The following is a 4,893-nucleotide window of genomic DNA, read 5'->3' as shown; positions in this document are numbered from 1 at the left end:
GGATGCGCCAGCAGACGCTCCGGAGTATCCACCTGCACCAGGTAACCGGCATCCATAACCGCCACCCGCTGACCCAGCATAAGCGCCTCATTCTGATCATGGGTCACGTACAGGCCCGTAAAACCGTAGCGCTCGTGCAGACGCACAATATCCGCGCGGATACTCGCGCTCATCTCTTCATCTACACTCGCCAGCGGCTCATCAAAAAGAACCACCGGAGCACGACGAATCAAAGCACGCGCAATACCCACACGCTGCGCCTGACCACCCGACAGTTGCGAAGGCTTGCGGGACTCCAAACCCTCAAGCTTCAACGCCTCCAGCAGCTCACGGTAGTAGTCCATATCAACCCGACCGGCAAACGCGCCCAGCCGGGTCGGGAAGAGAATATTGTCCTTCACGCTCAAGTGCGGGTACAGAATAGGGCGCTGAAACACCACACCCACCGAACCGCGCTCCAGCGGCTGACCAGCATAGGTCACCCGTCCCGCACTCGGCTCCTCCAATCCGGCAATAATGCGCAGCAGAGTGGACTTGCCCGTGCCCGAAGAACCCACGAGGGAAATCAGCTCGCCGGGGTGCACATCCAGGTCAATCTCATTCAGAACCGTCGTATCGGCGCCAAAGGTCTTAGCGACACCTCGAATGCGCAGGCCCTCAAAAGGCTCCGCCGCGGCAGAAGAGTGGGATGCAGAAGTCATTCCCCCATTATCGCCGAAACTCACACCCGGCACGGGCGCAGAAGATAAGCGCCGTCATAAAACGGTGCGCGAGCCTCGTACCTGAGTCTCATGTGAGCGCCCTAGCTCGGGCGCACCAGCAAACGCCCCTTCAGCGCCAGATGCAGCGTGCCCGCCCACAGGAAGATGAGGAAAGCCGTACCCGCCACCGTCAAAACAGGACCCACCAGTCCCAGCGAACCAGCAGCCGTCAAGCGAATACCGCTCGCAACCATGGAAGCCATACCGAACGAGAAGCCCCACAAGCTCATCGAGAAACCACCCTCAAGCACCCACGGGAGCAAACGCATCAGGAAAATCAGCTGCAGAATGCCGTAACCCGTCAGCACCAGGAATACCCAGTCCACTGTGCCGCCATTAGCCGCCAGGTAGGCGTTACCCCCCACGAAGGGCGGAGCCATCTGAATGCCAATCACGCCGCGTTCTCCCACTGCCAGCGGGGTCAGGGTGCGCAAGCGGCTCAGAATCACAGCCTCGATACTGAACCACGAAATCAGGCCCGCACCGAAAAAGAGCATCGCCATATCGCGCCACCCCACAAAACCCATCGCCGTGGCAGTCGCAAAGTTCGTCGCAACCGTCGGCAGATACAGCACCGGCGAGGCCGCCTCGGGCGCATACCCGCCACGCCACGTGCCGGCGATACGATGAGCCGCAAAATACAGCTGACCCACAGCCCCCAGCACAACCAGGGTCAGAGCCGGAACCTCAGCATAGGGGTAGAGAGCCGCACCCACCTGCGCCGTCGTCGCCGGAATCAGCGAAAAGAAGCAGGTACGCGCCGGATGCTCCCAAAAACCACGCACCCACGCACGGTACTTCACCACCGCGTGAACCAGAAAACCCATAAGGAGCAACCACACCACGGCGTTAAAAGCCAGGATGCTCTCGCCCACCCAATCGGGCGCCATTCCCTTCGACGCACCGGTGCGCCAAGCAGCACCCAATGCGCCGGTACCCAGCGCCACCGCAAAATAATTGACCGGCACGCTAAGGCCTCGACGGGCTATCTGCGCATTCTGGGTAGAAGAAGACATGGGTTTTATCTCTCGTCATAGATTGGGAGCGAATAGGAAGCGTTTGGGCTTCCTCCGCCATCGGTTTTAGAGGTGCCGGGGTAACCACGGCCAGGAGTTCATTCTACGTTTTAAGCCTATAAAAACTGGAAGTTCATGACGCACTTTAACTGACGCCGGTCACGCAATGTCTTGAATCTTCACGCAATGTCTTGAATCTTCACGCTGTGTTTTGAATCTTCACACAGACAAAATCATGCACAAAAAAATCGCCCCCGACGCCTAAACGTCGGGGGCGACTACTAGCTACATGCTAGAAGCTACAGGTGCATACCTTAGGCAGCAACGGCAGCCGGATCAACGGGGATACCGGGGCCGAAGGTGGTAGCAACGGTTGCCTTGGAGATGTAACGACCCTTAGCCGAAGAGGGCTTCAGACGGTTAACCTCTTCCAGAGCTGCCTGGAAGTTCTCCTCGAGCTGCTCAGCGGTGAAGGAAGCCTTACCGATGATGAAGTGCAGGTTGGAGTTACGGTCAACGCGGAAGTCGATCTTACCGCCCTTGATGTCTGCAACAGCCTTTGCAACATCCATGGTCACGGTACCGGTCTTGGGGTTCGGCATCAGGTTACGGGGACCCAGGATCTTACCCAGGCGGCCGACCTTGCCCATCATGTCGGGGGTTGCAACCGCTGCGTCGAAGTCAGTCCAGCCGCCAGCGATCTTTGCGATCAGCTCGTCGGAACCAACGTAGTCAGCGCCAGCTGCCTCAGCCTCAGCAGCCTTGGGGCCTGCTGCGATAACGACCACGCGAGCGGTCTTACCGGTGCCGTGGGGCAGGTTCACGGTACCGCGAACCATCTGGTCTGCCTTACGGGGGTCAACGGACAGACGCATTGCAACCTCAACGGTTGCGTCGGTCTTGGTGGAAGAGGTCTCCTTCGCCAGGGCAACTGCCTCAGCGGGGGTGTAGAGCTTACCCTCTTCAATCTTGGCTACAGCTGCCTTGTACGCCTTGCTGCGCTTTGCCATCTGCTTTTCTCCTTATGCAGTTGTGGTCTCGTGAGCCGCGCTCGGCTCTGCCACATCCCGTCCATACGACGGGCATTTACAAGTTCTGTGTAGAAAAATCTACGGTGCCGATTACTCGGCTATTCGGCGAACCGAAATTACTCGACGGTGATACCCATGGAACGAGCGGTACCTGCGATGATCTTGGAAGCAGCATCCAGGTCGTTTGCGTTCAGGTCGGGCATCTTGGTCTCAGCGATTTCGCGCACCTGAGCCTCGGTCAGCGAACCAACCTTGGTGGTGTGAGGAACAGCGGAGCCCTTAGCAACGCCAGCAGCCTTCTTGATCAGCTGGGAAGCCGGAGGGGTCTTGGTGATGAAGGTGAAGGAGCGATCCTCGTAGACGGTAATCTCAACGGGGATGATGTTACCGCGCTGCGACTCAGTTGCAGCGTTGTATGCCTTGCAGAACTCCATGATGTTCACACCGTGCGAGCCCAGTGCGGGGCCGACGGGGGGAGCCGGGTTAGCGGCGCCTGCCTGGATCTGCAGCTTGATGAGGCCAGTGACCTTCTTCTTGGGAGCCAATGTAGGGTCCTTTTCTTAGCTGGGAACCGACGCACAGGAGCGTACGCCGGCAAGACGGTGACCGTGGCGCGGTCACCCGTGCATCCGCATGAAAGCGTGACATGCGCATACACAAACCAACATTCTAGCGTTAATCAGCGACTTAATCCAGCGCCAGCTAGCAGAAAGAGTAAACCCCATCCGCACAGCCGCCGCCGGTTATACCGCCAACACAGATATGAGCCCCGCACCGAAGTGCGAGGCTCATATTCACACGCCAGAAGCGTTAAATCTTTTCGATCTCGGTGAAGCTCAAGGTCACCGGGGTGTCGCGGCCGAAGACGGAAATCATCACGACAATCTGCTGGGACTCGCCCTTGATCTCCGAAACGGTAGCGTCCATGCCTTCGAAAGCACCGGACTTCACGCGGACGTTCTCGCCCACAGTGTAGTCGGACTCGATAACGGGCTTGGAAACGGGCAGGCCCTGGCTCTGCTGCTGCTCTTCAAAGACCGGCAGGAGCATGTCGAAGACCTCGTCCATGCGCAGCGGGACCGGGTTGTACGCATCCTGACCCACGAAGCCAGTCACACCGGGGGTGTGGCGGACAACGCCCCACGAGTGGTCGGTCAGTTCCATACGCACCAGAACGTAACCGGGGACGCGCACGCGGCGGATGGTCTTCTTCACGGTGTTCTTGAACTCAACCACGGTCTCCATGGGAACCTGAACCTCGAAAATCTCATCTTCAGCTTCCAGGTTCTGGATACGGGTCTCGATACCGGTCTTCACCTTGTTCTCGTAACCGGAGTAGGTGTGCACCACGTACCAGTCGCCCGCCTGACGGCGCAGCTTGGACTTGAATTCTTCCAGAGCGTCGACTTCCTCAGCCGCCTCAGCAGCTGCTTCAGCCACCTCGACAGCCTCGGTAGCTTCCTCAGCCTGCTGCTCAATAGCCGCAGACTCCTCAGTAGCCTCAGCAGCGGCTACCTCGACCTCTTCAATCTCGGATACCAGTTCCTGCTCGGACACGTCGCTCCTACTTTCTATCGTTAATCATCTAGAGGGAACTCCCACTCACCAACACGCTGAGGGAAATCACTGATGGGGCACCCAGATTAAGGATGCAGCCAGTACTAGTTACGCTGAATCGTTCCGTTACCGAAAATCCAGAATGCTCCCTGGCCGAAAAGATAATCCAGACCAGAAATAAGCAGGAGCATCACCGTGACAAAGAACAGAACTCCGAAGAAGTAACCAACCAGTTCGCGTCCGGTGGGAGTAGTAACCTTCTTCAACTCCGCAATAACTTCACGGAGGAATGCAAAAATACGGCCGAAGAAACCGAGCTTCTTATCGCTCTTCGACGATGCGCCGGGCTTAACAGCCTTCTCGGCGGTAGCAGACGATGCCATTTCTTCTGCCCCTTTCTGAGTCTAAAAAAGTACGCCCGGGGAACGGGCGTACAAAGATGGTATTGAGGCAATAAAAGCAGGGCGGACAGGACTCGAACCTGCAACCTGCGGTTTTGGAGACCGCTGCTCTACCAATTGAGCCACC

6 protein-coding genes are annotated in these 4,893 nt (G+C 57.9%); all 6 read right to left on the bottom strand.

Going from position 1 to position 4,893, the window contains the following annotated elements; all coding sequences use genetic code 11:
• A partial coding sequence (locus Q0216_RS03605; RefSeq protein ID WP_298592989.1) for an ABC transporter ATP-binding protein occupies positions 1-701 on the bottom strand: 701 nt, incomplete at its 3' end.
• A 101-nt stretch (positions 702-802) separates the two neighbouring features.
• Positions 803-1,777, bottom strand: a complete 975-nt coding sequence (locus Q0216_RS03600) for a TDT family transporter (protein ID WP_298592987.1) — start codon at positions 1,775-1,777, stop codon at positions 803-805.
• A 314-nt stretch (positions 1,778-2,091) separates the two neighbouring features.
• Positions 2,092-2,787 (bottom strand): 50S ribosomal protein L1, encoded by a 696-nt coding sequence (rplA, locus tag Q0216_RS03595; protein WP_005504876.1) that lies wholly within the window; start codon positions 2,785-2,787, stop codon positions 2,092-2,094.
• Positions 2,788-2,924: 137 nt separating this feature from the next.
• A complete protein-coding gene (gene rplK, locus Q0216_RS03590) occupies positions 2,925-3,353 on the bottom strand; it encodes a 50S ribosomal protein L11 (RefSeq protein ID WP_005504870.1) in 429 nt (142 codons plus the stop codon).
• Between the two features lie 265 nt (positions 3,354-3,618).
• Entirely contained in the window at positions 3,619-4,365 is a 747-nt protein-coding gene (nusG, locus tag Q0216_RS03585) for a transcription termination/antitermination protein NusG (RefSeq protein ID WP_012903012.1), read from the bottom strand.
• A 104-nt stretch (positions 4,366-4,469) separates the two neighbouring features.
• A complete protein-coding gene (secE, locus tag Q0216_RS03580) occupies positions 4,470-4,748 on the bottom strand; it encodes a preprotein translocase subunit SecE (RefSeq protein ID WP_298592985.1) in 279 nt (92 codons plus the stop codon).
• Between the last annotated feature and the right edge of the window lie 145 nt (positions 4,749-4,893).

The sequence above is a fragment of the uncultured Rothia sp. genome (assembly GCF_937976295.1).
Lineage (GTDB): Bacteria > Actinomycetota > Actinomycetes > Actinomycetales > Micrococcaceae > Rothia.
This window is presented reverse-complemented; position numbering and strand designations above follow the sequence as displayed.

Excerpts from the sequence above, each read along its gene's own strand:
- rplA (WP_005504876.1), bottom strand. The coding sequence starts at position 2,787 with ATGGCAAAGCGCAGCAAGGCGTACAAGGCAGCTGTAGCCAAGATTGAA.
- Q0216_RS03600 (WP_298592987.1), bottom strand. The coding sequence starts at position 1,777 with ATGTCTTCTTCTACCCAGAATGCGCAGATAGCCCGTCGAGGCCTTAGC.
- secE (WP_298592985.1), bottom strand. The coding sequence starts at position 4,748 with ATGGCATCGTCTGCTACCGCCGAGAAGGCTGTTAAGCCCGGCGCATCG.